The sequence below is a fragment of the Paenibacillus sp. FSL P2-0136 genome (assembly GCF_037975325.1).
In the GTDB taxonomy this organism is placed as follows: Bacteria; Bacillota; Bacilli; order Paenibacillales; family Paenibacillaceae; genus Paenibacillus_AQ; species Paenibacillus_AQ silagei.
The window spans coordinates 4,859,216-4,881,504 of the sequence record NZ_CP150244.1; the positions used below are offsets into that span (position 1 = coordinate 4,859,216).

Here is a 22,289-nt window from a genome sequence, read left to right on the forward strand (position 1 = left end):
CTCCTGTTCAGTCTGTCTGTATCCCTTAATCCAAAGCATGGTCCCGCATCACATTCTCGCCGTCCGCGATTCTCCGTGCCGTCCATTTCATATCCTCGCCCGACCAGAAGGGATCAGCAGGAAGCAAGCCCAGCGGCAGGAAAACAGCGGCGCACAGATACAGACTGCCTGTATTAATGTAGCTCTCGGCCAGCTCCGGCTGATAGCCGTAGATTCCCGGCTGCAGCCAGCCGTTCTTATCCAGCGTACCCGGATATTGCATAATCCGGCTAATAACAGCGGTCAAAGCGCAGCGCACCTGAGCCGGGGGCAGCGAATCTTCCAGGAAATGCTGGAGCGCCGCCTGTGACAGCAGCTGAAATGCCCCGAACCGGTAGACAATCGAACGCCCGAGGAACGGATACGTTCCATCAGGGGCGATACTGCGCTCCAGCACGGATGCATATCTCTGCGCCCGCTGCAGGACCAAGGGTCTAAGCCGGGCATACTCCTCATTCTCCTGTTCGAAAAGGGTAACAACATCCAACAGCATCGGCTGAATGACAAAGCTGTTGTAATAATCCCAGTGGAAGTCCTTCCCGTCCCCGTAGACTCCGTCACCCTTGTACCAGTCCATGAACATGTGGACCGCATAACCCACGCGCATCCGGTCATACTCCGGATTGCCCAGCAGGTATAACGCTGCTTCCACCATCGCACTGAACAGCAGCCAGTTGCTGCCGCTGGGAGCGGTCCGCCGCGTCTGCTTGAACGCCACAATCAGATTGCCTTTGACCCGTGCGTCCAGCCGGGATGTAACCGTTTTCGGTGCACGCACCAGCGCATGGGCCAGAAATGCAGCATCCACCAGCGGCTGGCCTTCGGTCTTGAATTCCATATAGTCAGGCGATTGCGGATCGACCGCCGCATCAATCGCTTCCAGCATCAGCCCGGCATAACGGGCTCTTAAGCGCTCCTCTTCACCCTCAAGCCCCTGAAGCTCCAGCCAGGGAGCCATTCCGCAGGCCAGTCTCGCAAAAGCCTCCAGGTGAGCAAACTGGCTGCGCTCGCTATGAAACTCTGCAGGTAACTGTTCTTTCAGTTTCCGTGCGGCGAGCGCCTCCAGGACCGGTGTTCCAATCCGCAGCATCGTATCCAGCCAGTATTTACGCTGTTCTATCCCACTCATCCCTAGTTTCACCCTCTCAGGTATTCTTCTTCTCTAGTGTATTGTGGTATTATAGCAATGTCTTTGCGAATAATGATGATTTATTGCGTATGTTGTGATCAACAAGAAAGGGGCTGTGACGATGAAGCATGCCCGGTATTATGAAACGTTCGACGGCGATATTCTGGCCGGTATCGGCAATTCTCCAATCTCTCCGACGAGGGATTTCCATATCCATGACCACTATGAAATCTTCCTGTTCCTCGGCGGCAGCGTGAACGGCTTCGTGGATCAGTACAGCTATCCGCTGGTGCGCGGCGACGTCCTGTTATTTAACAATCATGAGATTCATAAAATCATCAACCGCTCCCCCGAGCCATATGAGCGGCTGACCATTCATTTCAAAGCACCGCTGGTCTACCCGTTCTGTACGGCGACCACGAATCTGCTGGCCTGCTTCCAGAACCGCCAGCCCGGGGAGAATAACCTGGCCCGGATGGAGGAGCCGCTGCTCTTGGAGTATACTGCCCTCTCCTCTCAGCTGATTGCAGCCCTGGAGCGCAAGCAGTACGGCAGCGAGGTGCTGGCCCTGACGTACCTGATTCAGATTCTGGTGCTGATCAACGAGCTGTACAGCCGCACCCGTGCCGCCGTGCCCAGCATCATCTCTTCCCATATTCAATCCGCGATGAGCTATATCGACAACCACCTGCACCTGAATCTGTCGCTGGGGCATATCGCCGGGGAGCTGAATCTGGACAAATATTATCTCAGCCATCTGTTCAAGCAGCAGACCGGAGGCACCATCTACCGTTATGTCCTGCTCAAAAAGATCGCGTTATCCAAGCAGCTTCTGTCCGCCGGCAACTCCGTGTCCGATACCTGCTACCTGTCCGGCTTCAATGATTATGCCAATTTCATCCGCACCTTCAAGAACATCACGGGCATTCCTCCAGGAAAATACGGCAAATAAAAACGGCACCGCCTATCCGCAGCGCTGCCGTAAAATGAACGATATAACTCGAAGCTTGGTCGTCACTGCGGCGAACATTTGGACTTCCGGCCGCTGCCCAATTTGGATTCCCTGATTAAAACCGCTCTTCGCGGTAGAAATCCAAATACAAAGGCGGTCGCTAACGCTCCTACAGTTCCAAATTTCCCCTCCGATTCTTTTTGCTTTTTGTTAGTTACCCCCGTTCCCCTCCCCTATACTCTGTAGGACTTACACCCATATATTCCTTGAACACCTTAGAGAAATAATGCTGGTCTGCAAAAGCCAGCGCCTCCGACAGCTCCTTCACCTTCAGCTCCGGCTTGGCTGCGATCAGCCGGCAGGCTTCAGTAATCTTAAGCTGCATGTAGTAATGCACAAAGGTCCGCTGCGAATGCCGTTTGAAGATCCGGCTGACATAGGACGGGCTGACATGAAACTGAAGCGCCACCTCTGTGATAGAGAGCTGGGAGTAGAGATGCTGCTGCAAATATTGCTCCAATTGCCGGAACAGCTCCTCGCTGCTCTTGGGCCGCGGCTGCCCGGGGGATACCAATTCCTCCGGCAATCCCTTCCTGCTGCCCCCCTGCTCCTCCAGATGGGCGACCAGCCGCTGCATCACCTCAGCCAGCTGTTCCCGCTCCACCGGCTTCAGCAGATAGTCGAATACCTGAAGGTTTAGCGCTTTGCGCGTATACTCGAAATCGCTGTAGCCGCTGATCAGCACCGCCTTGAGCGCGGGCTTCACCTCCCGGCACTGCCCGATCAGCGCCAGCCCGTCCAGCTTGGGCATGCGGATATCGGTCAGCAGGATATCCACCGGGTTGGCCTTGATGTACTCCAGTGCATCCAGTCCGTTCGACGCGGTGAAGGCAATCTGCACAGGCAGCTCCGTGGAGCGCATCAAAGCTTCGATATTCCGCAGAATCGGCTTGCTGTCCTCGGCAATGATAGCGGTATACATAGCGGTCCCCTCCCCGGTTCTAGTAAAAGTCCTTACTCATAGATGCGATAATCTGGACCGTAGCGCCCTTTTCCCCGTCTAAGTGGTTGTAAATATTGAAGAATAGTCGGTTCCTGTACATCAGCTTCAGCCGGTTCACCGTATTCACAATCCCCATGTTGCCAATTCCCGTAGTATGATGCTGAAGTTCATAGACCCCTGAATCCGAGCTCTCAATGTTGTCCAGAATGTCCCTGATCCGGCCCGGCGCGAAGCCTTCCCCGTTATCCCGGATTTCGATGGCCCACAGGCCGTTATATACCTTCACCCGCACATCAATCCTCCAAGGAGGGTCCGTATTCTTAAAAGCATGCTCGATACAATTCTCCACGAATGGCTGAATCACCAGCCGGGGCAGCTCAATCCGCTCAAGCGCACCGTCCCCGTCAATCTCCCACTCCAGGTCGTCCTCGAAATTATGCTGAATCAGCGACAAATAATGTCGGGTATGCTTCAGTTCCTCCGTCAACGCCACATGCTGATAAGGGGAGGACACAATATAGCGCAGGCTGTCCGAGAGATGCTTGCACATCTCCGTCACTACGCTATTCTTCCCTTCCTGGGCGGCAATACTGATCAGATACAGCACATTATGAATAAAATGCGGGGCGATCTGGGCCTGCAAGGCGGAATTCCGCGACTTCACTTCTTCGTGGAGCGCAAGCTTTTCCCGTTCGATAGATTCCTGCAGCCGCTCCAGCAGCTCCTGAAAAGCGCTATTCAGTTGAATCAGCTCATTGTTGTGGGTACGCGGGCCCGTCTTCATATTCAGGTTGCTGTAGTTCATCCGCAGAATCTGGCTGCGCAGCTTACGGATCGGAAGCAGCAGGTTCCGGGTCGAGAAGTAGATGAAGATGAACGAGAACAGAATCAGCGCTGTGATCAGCAGAATAGAGATATATTTCACCGAATTGACCGGGCCCAGCACCACATTCCTGGGGTTCACCACGTAGGTAGTCCAGCCCGTCTCAGCAGAGCGGTGATAAGCCACATAGTTCTGGCCGCTGCTTAGATAGATTCCGTTAGCTGCTGCAGATTCAGAGGGAGACGCTGCGAATTCGGGGACCTTCTCCCCTTCACGTAGTGCCGGAGAGCTGGAGACCAGCCGCTGGTCCTGATCCATAATATAGACCTTGCCGCCCGCCAGGCCCGCAGCAGATCTGTTCAAATACCGCTGGTCGAGCTGCACCGCCAGATAGCCGAACACCTGACCATTCTGGTTCCTGATCGCCCGCACAAAAGAGATGGCATCCGCCCCCTGCCGGTACAGTGCGTAACCGCTTGCATTCCAGGTCGGCAGGTTGCTGCTCTCTTCCAGAAACGGCCTGAGCGAAGCCGGGCTATCCGCGTATCCGATATAAGAGGCCACCCGCTCCCCTGTCAGATCATAGATCATCATATCCTCAATGTTCAGACTCGGCCCCAGGGCTTGGAACATGATGTCTTTCAGCCTGCGGCTCCGGGTCAGCCCTTCGAGGGTGAGCTGCGAATAATCACCTGCGGACAGCAGTGTGAACACCTCTTTGTTCGACAGAATCCGCTGGGAGAGCTGGTTCTGGTTACTGATATACAGGTTCAGCTGATCGCTGACCTGGGCAGCAGCCAGCTTCATTTCGTTCTCTGTCTTGTCCTTGAGCGGCTGGATCACCATATAATTCACGTAGACCAGGAAGCAGCCCAGCACAATCAGCAGGAGCAGCATGAAGGTGAAGAAGAATTTCGTTTGCAGACTGGCCTGAACCCTGCCTCTGCCCAATTTGCGAAATATAGCAGTCAAGCCGACACCCTCCCTGTTCCTTATGATGCTCTACTTTACAACCAAACCGGCAAATCGACAAGCACCTATGGAGTTCAGAATATTACACAGAAAGAGTCAAGTACAAACATGTACCTTGCACAGTCCTCATTCTATAATCAAAAATGTAAACGGATTCAATCCACAGAAAATTTCACTATTGGGGGCGATCACATGAATAGCAAACTGAAAAAAATCGCAACAGGCGTACTGGCCGGTGTAATGACCTTATCGTTGGCGGCATGCGGGTCTGACAATTCAGGCTCCGGAAATGCTTCAGCTACCGACAGCGGCGGCAACGGAAACAGCGGCAGCGGCGGCAGCAGCGGCAAAAAGGTAACCATCGAGCTGGCCATCTCCAAAAGCTCGCAGGATTCGGCGTTTGTGGCCCAGGATGTGCTGGATGAATTCGAGCAGAAAACCAATATCAAGGTCAATCTGCAGCTGCTTCCGGCGGAGCAGACGGCCACCGTACTCCAGACCAAGCTGGCTGTCGATGAGGTCCCTGACCTGATTCAATACAATCTGGCGAGTGCTACTACCGACCTTAATCTGGAGCGCAATTTCGAGATTCTCGATAACGAGCCTTGGGTAAGCCGGCTGCTGAACAAGGATGTTCTCTCCGCTTACGATCATGTCTACAGCTTCCATTACAGTCAGGATACCGGGATGCAGGGCGTAGTCTACAACAAGGATATCTTCAAGGACCTGGGGCTTGAGATTCCGAAGAATTATGAGGAATTCCTGGCCGTCTGCGAGAAAATCAAGGCCAGCGGTATTACGCCAGTCTTCATGCCGTTCAAGGATAACTGGGCGGCGAATATCTGGCCGGCGGCGGCTTTTGCCGATTGGGCGGCTAAGAATGAACCTTCCCTGTTCGAGGACATCAATGCCGGCCGCAAAAAGTGGTCCGATGTTCCTGAGTTCGCTACCTTCCTGGAGCAGCAGTATGAGGTCTACAAGAAAGGCTACACCAACACGGACATTCTCAGCGACAGCTACGATATGGCCGTGGGCAAATTCCTGAACAAGGAAACCGCGATGATGTTCATGGGCGACTGGCTGATTGTGAACGTGGCCGAAAAAGATCCGAATGTGCATCTGGGCCTATTCGCCATCCCTTCCTCTGAAGATGCAAGTCTGGGCGCAAGCCCGCTGGGCGGCCAGTTGTTCATTCCGAAAAAAGCCAAGCATATGGATGAAGCGAAGCAATTCCTGGAGTTCCTTGCCAGCAAGGAGGTCGCCCAGAAGATGGTGGACAGCCAAGGCTCTGTATCCAACTTCAGCGATGTCACTACACCGACGCTTCCCGATTACAAGCAGGAGATTGTCGATCAATACATCACCCCTAAGAAGACTACACTGACCACCGATGCTTATATGATCGTAGACCGCAGCGAGCTGTACCGTCTGCTTCAGGATGAATTTGCCGGCGGCCTGGACGCCAAGGGCGTACTCAAAGCTTGGGATGAGAAATTCAGCCAGCTGATGAAGGACAAAGGCGTAGAAGGCTTTTAATTAGAGCGGATAACCATTACAACAGGCAGAATAAAGTCCGCTCAGGGCTTTATTCTGTCCTGGGCTATATAGGAGTGTGATGAGATGAAAGTATCCAAGAGACTATACTCGTATTACCTGATCTGGCCTGCGCTATTGATCTATTCTGTCTTTTTCGTATTGCCCGCGCTTACCGGACTCTTTTATTCCTTCACCGACTGGCGGCTGGACCGGGAGAATATCCAGTTTATCGGCTGGGACAACTTTGAGCGTATCTTCACCGACAGAACCCTGCTGCTCGCCATTAAGAATACGGCCATCTTCGCCGTGGTCACCGTTATAGGCAAGAACCTGCTCGGGATCGCGCTGGCAGTCGGCTTGAACATGAAGCTAAAATCCAAAAATCTGCTGCGGGCTATTTTTTACTCTCCGTCGATCCTAAGTGTTTTGGTTATTAGCATTGTGTTCACGCCCATGCTGCGCTCCGACGGAACGATTAACCGCATCTTCGAGGCTGTGGGTCTGCCTTCGCTGAGCCAGGCCTGGCTGACCAATCCGGCCCTTGTCATCTGGACCGTTGCCTTTGTGTCCATCTGGCAGCATACCGGCTTCCAGATGGCGATCTATCTGGCAGGGCTCCAGTCGATCTCCAAAGAGTATTATGAAGCCGCCACCATTGACGGCGCCGGTGCATGGCGGAGCTTCCGCAGCATCACGATTCCGCTGCTGCTCCCTGCGATCAACATCAACCTGATGCTCACCCTGATTGGCGGCCTCAAGGTGTTCTCCGAGGTATTCGTCCTCACAGGCGGGGGGCCGGGCAATGCCTCCCAGGTAGTCGGCACGATCATCCTCCGCTCCTTCGGAGAAGGCAGCTGGGGGCTGGGAACCGCCGTTAATACCCTGCTGTTCGCTGCTGTAACCATCATCGCCATTCCCCTGCTGATCTTCATGCGGCGCAAGGAGGTATCGGAATAATGAGCTTTTCACGTAAAATGGCCTGGCGCAACTATCTGGTAGAAGGGTTCCTGATCCTGGCCTCCCTGCTGATCATCCTGCCGCTGCTGATTATGCTGTTCGGCAGCTTCATGACAAGCTCCGAGGTATTGAAGTTCTCCCTGCGGCTCCCGGAGGAGTGGAAGTTCTCCAACTATACAACCGTCTTCAAGGAAGGCGGTCTGGGACGGGCATTCCTGAACGGGATGCTGATTACCGGCGTCTCGTCTGTTCTGAATATCTTCACCTCCTCGGCGGCCTCGTTCATTCTGGTACGCCGGGAGACCAAAATGTCAGGCTTCCTGTATATGTTCTTCTTCATGGGCCTGATCGCGCCGATGTCCACCATCACCACAATCCGTGTGGTGCAGTGGATGGGCTTCTACGGCAGCATCACCAGCGTTATTCTGATCTACGCCTCGCTGAATACGGCGTTTAGCGTGTTTCTGTACAGCGGATTTATCCGGTCCATTCCTAAGGCGCTGGATGAGGTATCTTTTCTGGAGGGGGCGAATACGTTTGATGTCTTCTTCAAGATTGTGACGCCGCTGATCGTCCCGGTTAACGCCACCGTAGCGATTATGGTCTTCATGTCTGTCTGGAACGACATTACCATTCCGCTCTATTTCCTGACGGACAGCTCGGACTGGACGATGCCGCTGTCGGTATACAATTTCTACGGCAAATATAGCCGGGACTGGAACCTGATCTTCGCGGACCTCGTGCTAACCTCTCTCCCCGTACTAATCCTGTATATCTTCTGCCAAAAGTACATTGTTAGCGGACTTACGGCGGGAGCGGTGAAGGGGTAATCTCTGCCCTTTTTGTGGCTTTCTAGGACTTTGGATCATTCGGGCCGGAGCATTCAGACATAACATACAGCAGACAACCTGATGAGGCTTCCGGAAATAACCGGCGCGCCTGCCCATCCGGTTGTCCGTCCGCCGGGCCCGGCGAGTCCACTAGCCAGAAAGACATGAAAGGGGTTTTCATTCGTGAATACGAATATGGTAAACCGCAGAAGAAATCTAGCATCAAATTTTAATCCTTACGTGTTTGCGAGTTATGAACTTTCCTATTATTTTGGCTACGTCGCTGTCATTGATCCTGTATACAATAAGGTCATCAAACGGATTCCAGTAGGCCTTAACCCTGGTCCTATGTGCCTGAATTCAAGTGAGGATAAGCTTTACGTAGTAAATACGGGCCAGGATTCGGTCACTATCATTGATGCGTATACCTTTCACATTATCAAAACCGTTCACATTGGCTCTTCGTCCACCTATAGCGCTCCTGTTGCTATCTTCGCTGCTCCTAACGTGAACAAAGTCTATGTAGCCCATTCGGGTGACAACGCCGTTACAATTATTGACTCCGTCACAGATACGGTTACTAAGCAAGTGGATTTGCCTAGCGGAAGCGGATACCCTTTTGCCTTTGCCGGTAAGGTGAACAGTCTCTTTGTCTTTGTTGCATGTAAGTCTAAAGATAATGATAAAGGCAAGGTTGTCGCCATTTCCGTTGACGATGACACCGCCCATCCCGTTGGGGATGACATTGAGCTTGAATTTGACGGGATCCACAACCCCTTGACCGTATACCCAGGCGGAGTGGAGCTGGTGACACTTGGGCCGACTGGCATGTTGACTCATTTTGAACCACTTACAATGGGTCCCTCCAAAACTTCAAGTATGCTGGACAATACGGTATCCGGGATCTATCTGGATAACAATATGTTATTTTGCACCTCGCGAGAAGATAGAGCCTATCTGAAAAAATTCAACAACCTGTTCATGGACCAGCAAGGAAACATCACCCATGATCAATTCACAGAAATCCCCAGTTACAAAGGCCAGGATAAAATCCTTGCTTCAAGTAATCAAAGTACGATTTGCATCACCATTCAACCCACCACTTTCCCGACAGGTGGTCTGCAAATTTACGATGTAAACGCTGCTAGTTCACGGTTTGTTCCGCTCCCTTATGTCGGTGATTTAGCACTTTACGATTACATCATTGCCTATGTAGGACAATTGACTTCGATTCAACCGATTGATTTGGGAAATCCAAGTAATCCCATTCCTGCTATTCCGATTGGCACAAGTCCCTCAGACCGCGTCAACGTAAAGAACATTATTTCCGGTTATAGCAATCAATCCTTGTAATGCACATTTAGTATAAAAATTGAGCTGTCGCTTCAAGTCGAACTGGACTTGGGGGCAGCTCTTTTTTTACCTTACTGGACATTAGGACTATTCGGGCCGGAGCATCCAGACATAACCTACAGCAGACAACCTGATGCGGCATCAAGGCACAGGACCGGTGCGTCTGCCCATCCGCTTGTCCGTCCGCCGGGCCCGGCGAGTCCACTAGCCAGATCTGCATGAAAGGGGATTTTATCTATGAATATGAATCGAACAGCAAACCGTAACCGAAATACACGGAGCGGCCTTTCTTATGTATATGTGTCTTATGTAAGTATTAATAATAATGGATATGTCGCTGTTATTGATCCCACTACCGATCAGATCATCAAACGGATCTCGGCAGGCTATAATCCTGTCGCTATGTGCTTGAGTCCCTCTGGAGATAAGCTTTACGTGGCGGATGGCCTTGCGAATATGGTCTATGTCTATAGTACAGATACCTTTAACCTTATAGGTTCAGTTCCAGTTGACAACAAACCTGTTGCTATCCTCGTAGAGCCTAGCGGCAAAAAAGTCTATGTAGCCAACTATGGATATCCCTGCCTGACGATTTTTGATGCCATTACTCTTAGTTTCATTGGAAATCTTTATTCTGTAGACACGATGTCTTTCGCCATTTCGTGCAATGAGAATAGCCCTTACGTCTACGTTGCCTGCAACGAAATTCATCCAACAAGAGATTCTACTCTTGCCATTAGAATTATTAATAATGGACCTAATGTGGCGCTTGGCCCAGCAGGACCGGGCACTATACATGACTCGACCCGAAACTTCTTGACCGTTCACCCCAATGGACACACACTGGTCGAGCTTGGAAATATTGGAGCCCTTGATTTTCTTAGTCCTGAAAATGGTTTAGTTGCAGCAGCACCGACTAGTTCACTGGACAATACGGTATCCGGAATTTATCTGGACAACGGCTTGTTATTCTGCACGATGCGAGAAGAAAGGAACTTTTTGAAATTATTCAATAATCTGGATATCGATGTGAATTCGAAAATCACCTATGATGATTACAAAGAAATCCCCAGTTACAAAGGTCAGGATAAAATTCGCACTTCGCTTACGCAAAAGTATATTGGCGTCACCATTCAAGCCACGGATCACCCAACGGGCGGGCTGCAAATCTACGATGTAGACCGTGGCACTTCCCGGTTTGTTGAGCTTACTTCCATTGGCGATCTTGCATTCTTCTCAGACACCAAAGCTTATGTAGGAGGATTCACCTCGGTTCAACCCATTGATTTGACCACTGCAAGACCTCTAAATCCGATTCCCATTGGGACAACGTACTTCAAAGTGAAGAATGTTATTTCCGGTTATAGCAATCAAACCTAAGGGTCATGTACGTTAACGTGGAGCTGTCTCTTCAAGTCGAAACTGACTTGAGGACAGCTCTTTTTTTGCCAGAAATGCATTGTTAGCGGACTTACGGCGGGAGGGGTGAAGGGGTAATCTCTGCCCTTTTTGTGGCTTTATTGGACAAATGGATTATTCGGGCCGGAGCATCCAGACATAACATACAGCAGACAACCTGATGCGGCATCCGGACAAAAACGGCGCGCCTGCCCATCCGGTTGTCTGTCCGCCAGGCCCGGCGAGTCCACTATCCAGAAGCACATGAAAGGGGTTTTTCATTCGTGAATACGAATATGGCAAACCGCAGAAGGAATCTATCATCAGATAACCGTTATGTCTATGTGAGCTGTCAAGCTAACGGTTTGGGATATGTAGCTGTCATTGATTCTGTACTAGATAAGGTCATCAGATGGATTCTGGTGGGCAACAAACCTGGTCCTATGTGCATGGACCCTACAGAGAAAAAACTTTACGTGGTTAATAACGGTGATGATTCAGTCACCGTCATTGATACGGACACCTTTACCTCTGTCAAAACCATTACCATTGGCAATCCATTCAAGAGGACCTTTCCTAATGCTATCTTCGCTTCTGCTACAGGCCATAAAGTCTATGTATCCCATGCAGGAGATACGCAAGTTACAATTATTGACTCCCTCACAGATGAGGTTATTGAAACATTGCCAATAGGCACATCCGGAGTTTTCCTCAATTTCGCCTTTGCGGGCAATAAAAATAGTAACTTTGTCTCTCTTGCACGCACATATGATTCGCCAAAGGATAAAATTTTCGCTATCGATATCGACCAAAATGTGGCTTATCCGTATGGAACTGCAGCGGATCTATCCTTTGACGGGTTCCATAACCCCTTCGCCGTTCACCCGGATGGGCACACACAAGCCACGTTTGGATTCTACGGATTTCTCACCTATTTTGACGGCAATGAAGTTGGGATAACCAGAAATTCAATGGTGCTGCAAAATACGGTATCCGGGGTCTACCTGGACAGCAAAGTGCTAGTCTGCACCATGCGGGACGAATATGACTATCTGAAAGTAATTAAGAATCTGTCCATTGATAAGGATGGTGGCGTCAGCTATGAAAATTTTGCGCGATTCCCCAGTTATCGCTGGCAGGATAAAATTCGTCTGTCACGTACGCAAGCCTACATTGGCGTTACCATTCGACCTTTCGGCCCCTATAAGAGCGGTGTGCAAATCATCCACTCAAAGGAAGGCACCAGCACGTTAGTTGAATTGCCTTTTGTCGGTGATCTGGCATTTTCCGGTGACACCAAGGCCTATGTGGGGGAGGAGAGCACGGTTCGTCCGATTGATCTGGCAACTGGAACGGCTCTACCCGCTATCCAGATGGGAGCCAGCGTCGCAAACATTATTTCCGGTTATATCAATCAATCCTTGTAAGGCAAAGGGGATTTCATTCATGGATATGAATAAGGCAAATCACAGCAGGGGTCTGTCATCAGGTCATCCTTATGTGTATGCGAGTTATGAAGTTGGTTTTGATTTCGGATATGTCGCTGTCATCGATCCTGTACAAGATACGATCATCGAACGGATTAGGGTGGGCAGCGAGCCTGGTCCCATGTGCATGGACCCCTCGGAGAAAAAGCTGTACGTCATTAATACCCGTGAGGATTCAGTCAGCATCATTGATATTGATACCTTTAAGGTTCTCAATACCGTTCACATTGGCAATCCGTTCGTCAAGTTCTATCCTAATTCTATCTTCGCTTCTCCTAAGGGTAACAAAATATATGTAGCCCAATCAGGTCCGGGCATTACCATTATTGACTTCCTCACAGATGAGGTTATTAAGGATGTGCAACTGGCAGGAGGGATTAGTTGGCCTTTCGCCTTTGCTGGAAATGAGAACAGCTCCTTTGTCTATGCTGCCTGCCGGAGTAATGATGTTATCGCCATTTCCATTGACGACGACACCGTTCATCCGTATGGAGACACAATGGAGCTTACCTTTAACGGGAGCCGTAATCCCTTGGCCGTTCATCCCGATGGGCATACCCAGATCACATTTGGACCTGCTGGTATGTTAACCTATTTTGACAATGATTCTATTGGGTACTCCAGTACGTCAAGTCTGCTGGACAATACGGTATCCGGGGTCTACACGGACGACAAAAGATTATTCTGCACCATGCGCGAAGACAAAAACTATCTGAAAGTAATCGGTAATCTGGCCATTGATAAGAATGGAATCGTCACCTATAAGAGTTTTGCGGATTTTCCCAGCTACAAAGGGCAGGATAAAATCCGTCTTTCACGTACGCAAGCCTACATGGGCGTTACCGTTCAACCTACGGATTCCCCATTAGGTGGTGTGCAAATCATTGACTTACATGAAGGCTATACCCACTTGGTTGAACTTCCTTATGTCGGCGACCTGGCGTTCTTCTCAGACACCAAGGCTTATGTGGGGGAAGCAAATGCGATCCGCCCGATTGATCTGGCAACCGCAACGGCACTGCCCGCTATCGTGCTTGGGGTCGTTACGGATAGCCTAAAAGTCAATAATATTATCTCCGGTTATAGCACTCAATCCTTACAGTAAACAATTATACGGGTCATTGACCTAACTTATAGCAGATTCAAACACAGGAAAGGGGGATTTAATTATGAACCCTAACAAGGCAAATGCAAACAACAGAAACTTACCCTCAGGTGATCCTTATATCTTTGTATCTTATGAAGTTGACTATCAATTTGGATATGTCGCAGCTATAGATCCTGTAGAAGATCAGATTGTCAGACGGATTCCGGTAGGCGCCAACCCTGGCCCTATGTGTATGGATGCCGAAGAAAAGAAGCTGTATGTAGTGAATACACGCGGGAATTCGGTCACCGTCATTGATGCATATACACTTAACATTCTCAAAACCGTTCGCGTTGGCGCTGCCGGCAGCACAAATGTCAATCCTGTTGCCATTTTCGCTGCTTCTAAGGTTAATAAAGTCTATGTTGCCAATGCCGGAGATCATAGCGTTACGATTATTGATGCCCACACGGATACGGTGATAACAACTGTGGATGTCGGCGTAGGCAGACCTTATGCCTTTGCGGGCAATGAGAATAGCGACTTTGTCTATCTTGCCTGCAAGGTTGCCGATAAAAAAGATTACGTAATCGCCATTACCCTTGACGATGATAATTTTACACAGTTTAACCTGGGATTTGAACTTGCCTTAGACGAAACCCGTAACCCTCTGACCGTTCACCCGGATGGACACACGCAAATCACACTTGGAACGATTGGCATGATTACCTATTTTGGAAATGATGAAATTGGCTTGCCTAACACGTTAAGCTTGCTGGACAATACGGTATCCGGAGTCTACCTGGACAACAATTCGTTATTCTGCACCTCGCAAGGAGAAAAATCCTGTCTTAAACGGTTTACTGACCTGGCCGTTGATTGGGAGAATCACATCACCTATAAAAAATTCATAGAAATCCCCAGTTACAAAGGCCAGGATAAAATTCGTGTGTCGCGTAAACAAGAGTATGTTGGCATCACCATTCAGCCCACTACTCTCCCAACCGGTGGCCTACAAATCTATAATGTAAACAGTGCCAGTTCCTGGCTTGTTCCGCTCTATTATGTCGGCGACCTGGCGTTCTTCTCAGACACCAAGGCTTATGTGGGGGAAGCAAATGCTATCCGTCCGATTGATCTGGCAACCGCTACGGCCTTGCCCGCTATTCTGATTGGGTACCCCAACAATGAACGTATCACCGTCAAGAATATTATTTCCGGTTATAGCAATCAATCCTAGCAAGATGCAACTACAAGAAAAGGGGCATTCGTCCGTGAACACAAACCATGCAAAAACAAAGGCAATGTCAAACACAAGGAGCTCCTCAGGTAATTCTTACGTCTATGTCAGCTATGTGTATGATTATGTTGCCGGGTATATCGCCGTTATTGATCCTGCTAGCGACGAGATCATCAGAACGGTTATCGCCGGCTTCGATCCTGGCCCCATGTGCATGGATATTGAAGAAAAGAGGCTTTATGTACTAAGCAGCCAGGGCAGGTCGGTCACCGTATTTGATACGAATACATTTGACAATCTGGCTACCTATCGCATCGGCGAAACAAATAACTCCTACCCTGTTGCTCTCCTCGCCTCTCCTTTGGGCGGTAAACTCTATGTGGCCGATTCTGGAGAAAAAACAGTTGTGATTATTGATACCACGCATGGCGTTACAAAAGATGTCGATGTAGGCCCAGGCAAGCCCTTTGCCTTTGCGAGCAATAAGAACAGCAACTTTATCTATGCTGCCTGTAAGGTTGCCGATGGTGAAGATTATGTTGTCGCTATTTCCCTTGAGGAAGACATCGCTTTTCCGTATGGCAAGGAGATGGGGTTAACCTTTTACGAGGGCCTCAACCCCCTGGCTGTTCATCCGGATGGGCACACCCAAGTCACAATGGGAACTCCAGGGATGCTTGTTCATACAGATGATAAAATTGGTAAGCCGGTTACGACAAGCTTGCTGGACAATACAGTATCCGGCGTCTATCTGGACAACAAACGGTTACTTTGTACCACAGACGAAGGAAAAAGTATTATTAAACAAATTATTGACCTGGCCGTTGATGAAGAGGGAAACGTAATTTACGATTATTATATAGATATTCAAAGCTACAAGGGCCAGGATAAAATTCGTTATTCTCCTAATCAAGTATATGTTGGCGTCACCGTACAGCCTACTACTACACCGATAGCCGGAGTGCAATTCTATACTTCAACCGGTACCAATTTCCCGTTAGTTAGACTTCCATCTGTCGGCGATTTGGCGTTTGCCTCAAACATCAAGGCCTATGTGGGGCTATTCAAATCAATTCGTCCGATCGACCTGGCAACCGTAAAGCCCCTGCCCGCTATCCCGATGAGTCCCATAAGTACTGATAATATCGAAGTCAGAAACGTGATTTGCGGTTACAGCAATCAATCCTGACAGTACGTGGCGCACACAACAGAGCAGCGGCTCTCCGATAATAGGAGAACCGCTGCTCTGTTTGAATTACAGGTCTGAAGCTTGAACCGCCTCGTTAGTGTTACAGATGCTCCAGCAGATTGGAAATCACCTGCGCGCTCTCGGCGCGGGTCATGGTCTCCTGCGGCGCGAATTGCTGATTGCCGCGTCCGTTGATCAGCCCTGCCTGCCTGGCAGCGCTTGCCGCATGCTTCGCCCAGTCACGAATCTGGGAGTAATCACTGAACGGGCTGGCAGCGGAGTCACTGCTGCTGATCATGCTTCCCTTCAAGTGTTCATGCGCCCGGACGATCATGACCGCCATTTCTTCACGGGTAATGCGCTCCTCCGGTGCGAAGGCGTCCTTGCTGCGTCCGAGCACGATGCCCGCTTCATTCACTGCCGCTACGGCTTCAGAGTACCAGGCCTTGGCATCCACATCGGTGAAGGCTGATGCGGCTGGGATTGCCGCCTTAAGGCCAAGCGCACGGGTAATCATCGCGGCGAATTGCGCCCTTGTGACTTCCCCTTGCGGATTAAATTCGGTGCTGGAAATGCCTTCGATAATATGCTTCGCAGCCATAGACTTAATGACACCGCTGGCCCAGCTGCTGCTGCTGACATCCGAGAAGGTCTTGTCATATTCCAGCACCGCATACTGGCTGAAATGATGCACATCGGCGGTGAATTTACTGTCTGTCAGCGTTCCGCCCATGTATTCCACGGCACCGCTGGCAGCAATATAGTAGACACCGAACAAGCTGCGGTTAGCATTAGAATCAACCGTGAAGGTAAGCGTCAGCGGCTCGTTAAACGTTGTAACCGGTACGGCAGTGCCGTCCGCAGCTATAACCTCCAGGCTGAAGCGGATTACATCACTTGCCGCCGATAACCGGACGGACCCGTTGACCGCCGGATTATTGATCAGCTGCTCCGCAGCAGCTCTCGCTGTCTTCACGGCGGAGAGTCTGATTGCCGCTGCCTCCGGTTGTCCTCCAGCTCCGGCAATCTTCTCCCGGATGTCCTTCAGCGCCGCCGGACTCAGCTCAACGGCCACTGTGCTCCAGGCAAGACGCAGGGTGTTCTCTCCTGGTATTCCGGCTAAACCGGCCGGAAGCAGCACGGATTCTGTAGCATCGGTAAGCTGAACGGTTATAGCTCCACTAGACGGTGCCGGGAAATCAGCCGGTACAAGAACCTTCTCCGTCTGTGCTGAAGGTGACGGAGCTACGGTTGGCGTTGCAGCCGGTGCCGGGGTCCATACTGGCACTTCCGCAGGTGCTGGTGTTGCTGTCGGCGCCGGAGTTGGCGCCTTGGTTGGAATTACTTCCGGCGGCAGCTCCGCTTTTTTTACAGTGACCGTTCTTGTCACTTCAGCAGCCGCATTGCCCGCTGAATCAGTCACATTATAATGATACACATAGCTGCCTGCTGCTGAAGTATCCAGCGTCAGCACGGTCTCCCCATCCTGCGTAATCGTCGCAACGATACGGTCTGTAATATCTCCGTCCCGGTCATCTGCCGCTGTAGCTCCGGCATCCGTATAGTCTGCATCCTTTTCCAATTCAACGGATGCTTCACCGAGCAAGGTAATTACCGGCTTCGTTACATCCGGGTCCAGCGCAACCACTACCCGTCTTGTCACCTCAGCAGCCGCATTGCCCGCCTTATCACTGACATTATAATGGAAGGTATAAGTATCAACCTTGGATGTATCCAGTTCGGTCAAACCATACACTTCGCTGGTGACTGTGGTTGTAATAAGGTCAGTTATATCCCCGTCCTGATCATCATAAGCCGTAGCTCCGGCATCGGTATATTCCGCTCCGACCGGCAGATTGACTGTCGCCTCGCCATTCAGTGTAATTACCGGCTGTACCGTATCCGGTTCCGGCAGCGTGATCTTACCGCTGGCCGAGCTGTCTGCTCTGGCATCCCCTTTACTCAGTGTTACCGAGAAGGTGAAGCTGCCTTCAGTATCCTCAGTGGCTGCCTGGAAGGCAGACAAGGTAATGTCACCCAGGGCAACGCCCGTAGCCTGGAATCCAGGCAATTCGCCTATCGTCTGTTGCAGCCATACCAGGACAGCTTCTTCATCTTTTGCTTGCGCCTTCTTAACGCTGTAAGCCGCTCCCTCAATGATATTCTTCGCCTCAAGTACAGCCTGTTCATTGGCCGCACTGACCATGTCCTTCGCCACCGCCAGATAGCTGATCAGCGAAGCCTGACTGAACGTATTGTTCACCGAATATTTCACCGTACCGCTGACCGGCAGCGTGAAATCATGCTGAACCATGACCCCATTCGGGCCTGCAACCAGGCCGGTCTTAACCGTCTCATTCACGGTCTTGCCCTCGGCATCCACATAGCTAAGTGTAATATCCATGGTCCGGCTGGCATTGTTCCACCAGTCCAGATGGTAGGAAGTAATTGTGTATTTGCCTGCACTCAGAGGCAGGTTGTAGACCAGCGGCGTATTCCTCGTATTCGAGCCGTATACTCCGGTCTGGGCTTTATCGGTAGTGACTACAGCACCTCCAAGCCCTTTGACACTATAGGTAGCGCCCGTATTCGTATGTCCCCATACCGTATCTCCTGTGGACAATTGATCTGCCTTGTGATTCAGCAGGCTGCTGCCTGTGAGATCCCGGATGGCTGTATACGGCGGGGTGTCGCCATCTCCGGCAAGGCCCATGTCCAGGAAGTATACCAGCCCCTCAGGAACCACTTCCACATAGGCAATGGTCTTCAGGCTTCCGTAGTTGCCGGTAACCGCTACCCGTTCATATGGAGTATTGAAGTTAAGCGCATCAAGATTCCACTTCACAGCTACCTGTATGGTCGTTCCGTCTGCGAGCTTAGCCTCGACTTTGGCTGGAAGTTCCGGCAGCTTCCCTGCATAGGTAGCCCTATCGGGGATAGACGCAAGCTCTCGCACATCTCCGAGCAGCAGCAGATTCAGGGCGGAAGACAGACGTTCTACAAGCTGTGACGCCCCTTCCTGGTCCAGCCGGTAGGAAGCCGGATCATTCAGCGCTGTCTGGGCGGTATCCAAAGCATCCGTGAACATCTTCCAGTCCTTCTCCGGGTAGCTCTCTTCCCTGCTGACCTCAAGCGCAGCACTCACCGCCTGCTTAAGGCCTGCCGTATCCGGGCTTCCTGCTCCTTCCCCGCCGATAACCGCAACGGAATCTACAGCGAGAGTCCCGCTCAGCACTTTGAGCTGAACCGTATGCTCACCGTATTTCAGTCCGCGCAGTGTGAAGGTCTGGTACAGCTCCTTCGCTGCATTAGCAGCACCCGAGACTACCAGGGTCTCGCCGTCCACCACGGCTTCCAGCTTGGCAGAGCCGTCGTTCGGCCCCAGAATATCAAGGCCTGTGCCGGTAAAAGTATACTTCAGCACAGCGCCCGCACCCTGGCTGGTAGACAGGGACCGCTGATACACATACATGCCTTTTCCATTCTCATGTGCCCAAGCACCCTCATATACCAGCTTCGCCTCAGGTGCCTGCGCCAGGTCATACATCTCCAGATTATCCAGCTGCTCTGAATAATACGGTGTATAACCGTCCACCTTCTCTACCTTCAGATTGTCGAAGCGGACATGATAGAAGCCGCTCGCGAGCTGCACGCGTCCAGACAGCTTCGGATTCGGATCGGTGTATGCTGCAAGCTTAACATCATCCAGATAGGCAGTAATCTTGTCACCGGCAACCTGAACGGCAATGTTATGCCAGGCATCATGTGCGGTGTCAAATCCGTCGATCTTCACCCCGCCGGAGCCGGTGGCCGCATTGCCGCTGGCGACCACGGTCCCGCTGGACAGCAGCTGCCAGCCGCCATCGAACCAGAACTTGAGCGCATAAGGGGTGCCGTTAATTGTCTGCGGCCCGCCCTGGTATCTGGCTCCAATCGCTGCGTAATTATTCCCGCCATAAGTGCTGTTCTGTTCAAAAGAAACATCGGCGCTAGCCTTATAGTTAGTCCAGCGGTAATCGCCGATCACGGTGACCGGGTCTCCGCCGTTCCAGGCACCGCCCACGCCTGTTGTCACCTGATCCAGCTGCTGCCGCAGCACGTAGTTATCCGTGCCATCGACCAGATAGCCTTCGAACGCTCCGTTGAGGTCCTGGGTATAGCGCGGAGTTACACTCTGCTCACCGCCGCGGGAGCTGACATAACTCTGCTCGCCGGTAATGGCACCGCCCTCCCCGATGACGGCAACGGTTCTGTCCCCGTAATTGAAATCATCCGCGTACAGGATCTGATCCTCCGTATTCTGTACAGACCCGGTGGCATCGGTATCCAGCACCGTACGTTCACCTTCAACCGGAAGCGGGGCACCGAATTCTTCATTCGTGCGGTTATCCAGCGTAGTTACCGTTACAATCGAGAACGGCTTCACACGAATGGTATACTCACCGCTGCCGTCTGCCTGAACATCCCCAAGGTCCTTCATATAATTGCTGTTAAAAGCCTGACCTGTCTCCGCCGCACGGGTCTCCCACATCTCCAGAGACGGATTGCCGGTATAGGCCATATTGACGGCCTGGAGCTTGTAGATCTTCTCTGTCTCGCTATCATTGATGATCACCGTCGAGAAATCCTGCTTGTCAGGTGAAGCCAGGGTCATATAGCTTGGAGTCCCGTTGCGCCCGCTGACCGGGTTCGTGCCGGTTGCTCCGGTGTAGCTCGCCTGGGGAACGGCTCTCCAGATTCCTGCCGTATTGCCTTCGTTCTCCCAGCCTGTCTTGGCAAACCCATTAAAATGCTTCAGGACAAGCAGTCCCGCATCATAATGAATGAAGCCTGACCACGGGTCGCGTGCGCTAAGCAGCTCCTTGAACGAGTACTGCCCGCCTTCATAGAAGGAGCCGATTGCCGGCTGATAGATGAAATGCGTCCGCCGGGAATTCACGAAGCCCTTGATAATGGTATTGCCCATCTCCAGCGGTCCGCCGATGCCGCCGATGCCCGTCCCGGGCTCAGAAGGGTCCTTCATGTTATTGTGGGGACGGAAGGCCGAGTTACTGAAGGTGGCCTGTGCTTCACTGTTCCAGATTTCCTTGTCGAATTCATCGGCAAGCCGTTTGAAATTGCCTTTGCTGTCGTCGTCGGTGTTGTAGTGATATCCGGCAGCCGCTACCGCATCTCGCAGCGACAGATCGCTCACCATGGCATCCCCGAAGGAGCCGATTCCAACCTCGTCGGAAATCACCAGCTGGATGCTGTGGTACAGCTCTTTCTCCTGATCGTTTTCGAAGTCTTCAGTATCCCCCTTGACCCTCTCACCATACTGCTTCGTCCAGGCCAGATCCGGCGCGTGCTCATTGATATGGGGATTCACATAATCCACCATATACCCGTATTCACGGTATGCGGCCAGAATGGTATTTTTGTACCAGGTATAAATCTTGTCGTTATTGTTAGCCCAGGCTGGAGCATTCCAGCGCAGGAAGCTCACCTTGACCGCCGGATTAATAGCCTTGGCATCGGCCGCAAGCTGGAAGCCGGGATGCCGGGCCACATTGGCCGCTTCATCCTCCGTACGCATCGTCGAAGGATCGGGACCGGTAGAGTTATTCCGGTCATTGCCCATCTCGATCTTGACATGGTCGATCAGCGGGCGTTCGCCCCCGAACAGGATCTTCAGCATTTGGGCATACGCCTCCGGCTGCTCGGACTTATAGTCCATCAGCAGGGCGCTCGTACTGTTGCCGCTCAGTACGCCGAAGCCTTTGAAGGTCAGGCCATTGACATTGTCAGCCTTGATATCATTGCCGTCCAGCTGGACTCTGACCGCAGAAGCATCGGTCTCGCTGGCAGAAGCTACAGGCAACCCTAGTGCAGGAATCATTCCGGCTACGAGTGCAGTCGATAACAGCACGGAGAAAAGCCTTTTCTTCACGCGGTTCTTTCTGTTCATTCATTAATCCTCCTCTTTATCAATTAAGTAAGCGCATTCATCATGTCGTTAGAAGAATGATTGACTTGGACAGACCTTCGTCTAAATTCACAATGCGAATATACAAATACCTGGCAGACTGCGAAAAGCTGCAATTGCCAGGCGGATACTCTACTCACCTCAATCCTCGATTGGGACTGAATAGGATATTTTTATTACCTAATAGTGGTTTACACTGCATAAGAAGCACTAAAGAAATTAACAAAAAGCAAAAGAAGCGGAGGGGAAATTTGGAACTGTAGGAGCGGTAGCGACCGCCTTTGTCACCGGATTTCACCCGCGAACAGCGGTTTAAATCAAGAAATCTG

Annotated in this window: 14 protein-coding genes; 10 read left to right on the top strand and 4 right to left on the bottom strand. The window is 51.3% G+C overall.

The window, feature by feature from the left end; all coding sequences use genetic code 11:
* Positions 1-25: 25 nt before the first annotated feature.
* Complete coding sequence (locus tag NYE26_RS20750) at positions 26-1,168, bottom strand: DUF2264 domain-containing protein (protein WP_339249767.1); 1,143 nt, start codon at positions 1,166-1,168, stop codon at positions 26-28.
* Between the two features lie 94 nt (positions 1,169-1,262).
* On the opposite strand from NYE26_RS20750, the gene NYE26_RS20755 reads away from it, so the two are divergent.
* Positions 1,263-2,120, top strand: a complete 858-nt coding sequence (locus NYE26_RS20755; RefSeq protein WP_339249769.1) for an AraC family transcriptional regulator — start codon at positions 1,263-1,265, stop codon at positions 2,118-2,120.
* Positions 2,121-2,334: 214 nt separating this feature from the next.
* On the opposite strand, the gene NYE26_RS20760 is transcribed toward NYE26_RS20755, so the two are convergent.
* Together NYE26_RS20760 and NYE26_RS20765 are read right to left on the bottom strand one after the other, a co-directional pair.
* Positions 2,335-3,102, bottom strand: a complete 768-nt coding sequence (locus NYE26_RS20760) for a response regulator (protein WP_339249771.1) — start codon at positions 3,100-3,102, stop codon at positions 2,335-2,337.
* Between the two features lie 19 nt (positions 3,103-3,121).
* Positions 3,122-4,918: a cache domain-containing protein gene (locus NYE26_RS20765; protein WP_339249773.1), complete on the bottom strand. Its 1,797-nt coding sequence runs from the start codon at positions 4,916-4,918 to the stop codon at positions 3,122-3,124.
* Between the two features lie 192 nt (positions 4,919-5,110).
* Between NYE26_RS20765 and NYE26_RS20770 the strand changes: the two genes are divergently transcribed.
* The 9 genes from NYE26_RS20770 (at position 5,111) to NYE26_RS20810 (ending at position 15,995) form a co-directional block, all read left to right on the top strand.
* Entirely contained in the window at positions 5,111-6,454 is a 1,344-nt protein-coding gene (locus tag NYE26_RS20770) for an ABC transporter substrate-binding protein (RefSeq protein ID WP_339249775.1), read from the top strand.
* 84 nt (positions 6,455-6,538) lie between these two features.
* Positions 6,539-7,411, top strand: a complete 873-nt coding sequence (locus tag NYE26_RS20775; RefSeq protein WP_339249777.1) for a sugar ABC transporter permease — start codon at positions 6,539-6,541, stop codon at positions 7,409-7,411.
* Complete coding sequence (locus NYE26_RS20780; protein WP_339249778.1) at positions 7,411-8,241, top strand: carbohydrate ABC transporter permease; 831 nt, start codon at positions 7,411-7,413, stop codon at positions 8,239-8,241. Before NYE26_RS20775 ends, NYE26_RS20780 begins: the two co-directional genes overlap by 1 nt.
* 183 nt (positions 8,242-8,424) lie before the next feature.
* On the top strand, positions 8,425-9,594 hold the full coding sequence (locus tag NYE26_RS20785; RefSeq protein WP_339249780.1) for a YncE family protein: 1,170 nt from the start codon (positions 8,425-8,427) through the stop codon (positions 9,592-9,594).
* A gap of 237 nt (positions 9,595-9,831) precedes the next feature.
* The gene (locus NYE26_RS20790) at positions 9,832-10,974 is read left to right on the top strand and encodes a hypothetical protein (protein WP_339249782.1); all 1,143 of its coding nucleotides are present in this window, start codon (positions 9,832-9,834) and stop codon (positions 10,972-10,974) included.
* Positions 10,975-11,276: 302 nt separating this feature from the next.
* Positions 11,277-12,419 (top strand): YncE family protein, encoded by a 1,143-nt coding sequence (locus NYE26_RS20795; protein WP_339249783.1) that lies wholly within the window; start codon positions 11,277-11,279, stop codon positions 12,417-12,419.
* Between the two features lie 19 nt (positions 12,420-12,438).
* Positions 12,439-13,584: a YncE family protein gene (locus NYE26_RS20800; protein ID WP_339249784.1), complete on the top strand. Its 1,146-nt coding sequence runs from the start codon at positions 12,439-12,441 to the stop codon at positions 13,582-13,584.
* 64 nt (positions 13,585-13,648) lie between these two features.
* Positions 13,649-14,806, top strand: a complete 1,158-nt coding sequence (locus NYE26_RS20805; protein WP_339249785.1) for a hypothetical protein — start codon at positions 13,649-13,651, stop codon at positions 14,804-14,806.
* A gap of 34 nt (positions 14,807-14,840) precedes the next feature.
* Positions 14,841-15,995: a hypothetical protein gene (locus NYE26_RS20810; RefSeq protein WP_339249786.1), complete on the top strand. Its 1,155-nt coding sequence runs from the start codon at positions 14,841-14,843 to the stop codon at positions 15,993-15,995.
* Between the two features lie 100 nt (positions 15,996-16,095).
* On the opposite strand, the gene NYE26_RS20815 is transcribed toward NYE26_RS20810, so the two are convergent.
* Positions 16,096-21,942: an S-layer homology domain-containing protein gene (locus tag NYE26_RS20815; RefSeq protein ID WP_339249788.1), complete on the bottom strand. Its 5,847-nt coding sequence runs from the start codon at positions 21,940-21,942 to the stop codon at positions 16,096-16,098.
* Between the last annotated feature and the right edge of the window lie 347 nt (positions 21,943-22,289).

Bases quoted from the DNA above. Each gene is read 5' to 3' on its own strand.
- NYE26_RS20775 (WP_339249777.1), top strand. From the start codon at position 6,539: ATGAAAGTATCCAAGAGACTATACTCGTATTACCTGATCTGGCCTGCG.
- NYE26_RS20815 (WP_339249788.1), bottom strand. From the start codon at position 21,942: ATGAACAGAAAGAACCGCGTGAAGAAAAGGCTTTTCTCCGTGCTGTTA.
- NYE26_RS20780 (WP_339249778.1), top strand. From the start codon at position 7,411: ATGAGCTTTTCACGTAAAATGGCCTGGCGCAACTATCTGGTAGAAGGG.
- NYE26_RS20770 (WP_339249775.1), top strand. From the start codon at position 5,111: ATGAATAGCAAACTGAAAAAAATCGCAACAGGCGTACTGGCCGGTGTA.
- NYE26_RS20760 (WP_339249771.1), bottom strand. From the start codon at position 3,102: ATGTATACCGCTATCATTGCCGAGGACAGCAAGCCGATTCTGCGGAAT.
- NYE26_RS20805 (WP_339249785.1), top strand. From the start codon at position 13,649: ATGAACCCTAACAAGGCAAATGCAAACAACAGAAACTTACCCTCAGGT.
- NYE26_RS20800 (WP_339249784.1), top strand. From the start codon at position 12,439: ATGGATATGAATAAGGCAAATCACAGCAGGGGTCTGTCATCAGGTCAT.
- NYE26_RS20750 (WP_339249767.1), bottom strand. From the start codon at position 1,168: ATGAGTGGGATAGAACAGCGTAAATACTGGCTGGATACGATGCTGCGG.
- NYE26_RS20790 (WP_339249782.1), top strand. From the start codon at position 9,832: ATGAATATGAATCGAACAGCAAACCGTAACCGAAATACACGGAGCGGC.